The sequence below is a fragment of the Vibrio sp. OPT46 genome, assembly GCF_015163535.1.
In the GTDB taxonomy this organism is placed as follows: Bacteria; Pseudomonadota; Gammaproteobacteria; order Enterobacterales; family Vibrionaceae; genus Vibrio; species Vibrio alginolyticus.
The window spans coordinates 238,752-241,128 of record NZ_JADDYG010000005.1; the positions used below are offsets into that span (position 1 = coordinate 238,752).

A 2,377-nucleotide genomic window follows, 5' to 3' on the forward strand; every position below is an offset into this window, starting at 1 on the left:
AGCAATGTGATTGATGCTACGCAAAAGAGAACAGGCTTTTCAGCTGTTATGTCATATCGACTTCATACTAAGAGCACAGGTAAGCAATTTATTTTATTAATAATATTGCGAAAACATAGAATCTATCCTAATTATTTATTAACTAGTGGCTTAGTGTTGAAGATAAGTATAAATGTCTCCTAATTTCTTCAAAGCGCCAAACTTAAAGGTATGTCGTGGTTTTGAAGTAGCTATACTAATCTTACTTTGGAAAGTTAGGAGCTTCACCTCAAGCTATTGCCTGAGATTACTTGGGTACGATCATCAGCAAAAGGAAAGATGTGATGTTACGGAAGACTTTACTGGGTACCTATCTTTGTAGTTTATTCATTGCGGGGAATGCATATGGTGCTGAAGGAGATGATATTCCTCAGCGTGCCCAAACGGTTGGTGATGTTATTGAGCGCCCAGGCGTTCTCACACCTAAAGGTAAATGGTCATTTGATTCGTCTTTAAGCTATACACAAAACTCTTCAAACAAAGTATCTGTTGTTGGGTATACAGTCTTACCAACTCTGATTGTTGGGCGAATTGAAGTGAGTGATTCGGATAGGACTACAGTAACCGTTGGATTAACTGCTCGGTACGGTTTAACAAACGCCACAGAGTTAGAAGTTAGAGTGCCGTATGTGTATCGTAATGACCAAGTTTCTACGCGCCCCATTCAAGATGGTTCAAACAGTGAAGTAGTAAACACAACGGTGGATGGCGGAGGGCTTGGTGATGTAGAGTTCGCATTGAGGCACCAGTTTAACTTTGAGTCTGCGCCATACTGGGTAGGTGGCCTTAGAGTAAAGTCGGATACAGGACGATCGCCTTATGATGTTTCTATTGAAGATGGAAGCAACTCATTTAGTGATGTCCCTACAGGTTCGGGTTTTTGGAGTTTTGAGCCTAATTTATCTCTTATTCACCCTGTTGATCCTGCGGTCTTGTTCGCTAGTCTAAGTTATATTTATAACTTAGAGGATACTGTTACAGTTGGCGACACAAAAGCTGATGTTGAACTTGGAGACACTATTTCTCTTTCAGGAGGAATGGGGTTTGCGGTGAATCCTGATCTTTCATTCTCTTTAGGACTTAGCCATAAAACTATTTTAAAAAGCAAAGTAAATGGCAGATCGGCAGATGATGCTAAGTTGCTTCAATTAGATGCATTAACTTTTGGTATAAACTATGCCTTTAGTGAACGCTCATCTATCAATGTTAGTGCTCAAGCTGGTCTTACAGAAGATACTCCCGACTTTCAATTAACAGTACGAGTACCTTTTAATTTGTAAAATGGATATTAGGCCCTTGAGTCTTGGGCCTAATTTATCGTTAGCGCCTAGTGTTCGCATTATAAATTGATTGGATTATATTGGATAAAGTAGGTATATATTCTTAAAATGATGGTGGCCTATTGATATATCTACCTTTCTTTTGGTATGTAATCATAGATATCAGTCGTTTCTAATATCAAAGAAGCTTAACGTGACAATTTTTCAGATAAAAATGGAAATGCTCATTGAAGGTGGTTCAATAAGGCGTCTTCTAATTGTTGGTTTGCTTTGATTTCCCGTATTACCCCATTTACTTGAGCATCAATGTCTACGAGCGTGCTAAGTCCAATAATACTGTTATCTTTCGTGTTTTGAATAATATTGATAATACTTGAATTTATAAAGTCTGAACTTATTATATTAGGATTTTGAGACGAAGGCATTTTGGGTGAATCTATAGAATCATCTCCAATAATATTTCCTTCACCAAATTGTATGATGTTAACAATACCCTGGTTGAAAATATCTCCACTTTGATTTTCACTATTTGCGCTAATGTTTTTTAAATTACCATTTTCAATTACTAAGTTGGCAATGTTTGTGTTCAAAATATCATCGCCATTTATAGTCGTAGTAATGCTTAATCCAATATTAATAATATACTCGTCCGTAATTTGGAAGCCACCTCGATATTCTTCTAAAGATAAATTTGAAAGAGGAGTAAGTTCTTGCAGGCCAACATCTTTAGCATTCACATTAAAATGAGGTATTAGCATACAAAGCACTAACAAAAATTTATTGTAGTTCATAATGTAGGCCTTTCAGGTTGTTAAGTTCTTAAAGTTATTTAAAACAATGTTATATTAATTTTCACCGGAAACTGGGAGAGTAATGCTAAATACCCCTAAGGAATCTCTAGACACTCCTGTTTTTAATGGTGATCTTTGATATACGGTGAAATTATCATTGGTTATAAAGCTAGACCGTCCCATTTCCGCTTCGTTACGGACCAGTAACACAATTCCTTGGTAATATTTTTCAAACTCATCCAGTTTCATTATCATGGTTCCTCTAGA

At 36.6% G+C, this 2,377-nt stretch carries 3 protein-coding genes and 1 pseudogene; 2 read left to right on the forward strand and 2 right to left on the reverse strand.

The window, feature by feature from the left end; genetic code table 11:
* Both IQR33_RS32015 and IQR33_RS01245 read left to right on the forward strand, forming a co-directional pair.
* Positions 1-183 (forward strand): hypothetical protein (locus tag IQR33_RS32015; protein ID WP_228013696.1); only part of this gene is annotated, 183 nt, incomplete at its 5' end.
* Positions 184-323: 140 nt separating this feature from the next.
* On the forward strand, positions 324-1,319 hold the full coding sequence (locus IQR33_RS01245) for a transporter (RefSeq protein ID WP_005380160.1): 996 nt from the start codon (positions 324-326) through the stop codon (positions 1,317-1,319).
* Between the two features lie 224 nt (positions 1,320-1,543).
* Here IQR33_RS01245 and IQR33_RS01250 read toward each other — a convergent pair whose 3' ends face one another.
* Both IQR33_RS01250 and IQR33_RS01255 read right to left on the reverse strand, forming a co-directional pair.
* The gene (locus IQR33_RS01250; RefSeq protein WP_005380163.1) at positions 1,544-2,110 is read right to left on the reverse strand and encodes a hypothetical protein; all 567 of its coding nucleotides are present in this window, start codon (positions 2,108-2,110) and stop codon (positions 1,544-1,546) included.
* A gap of 54 nt (positions 2,111-2,164) precedes the next feature.
* A pseudogene (locus tag IQR33_RS01255) lies at positions 2,165-2,377 on the reverse strand (bacteriocin resistance protein); the annotation flags it as partial.

Excerpts from the sequence above, each read along its gene's own strand:
- IQR33_RS01245 (WP_005380160.1), top strand. The coding sequence starts at position 324 with ATGTTACGGAAGACTTTACTGGGTACCTATCTTTGTAGTTTATTCATT.
- IQR33_RS01250 (WP_005380163.1), bottom strand. The coding sequence starts at position 2,110 with ATGAACTACAATAAATTTTTGTTAGTGCTTTGTATGCTAATACCTCAT.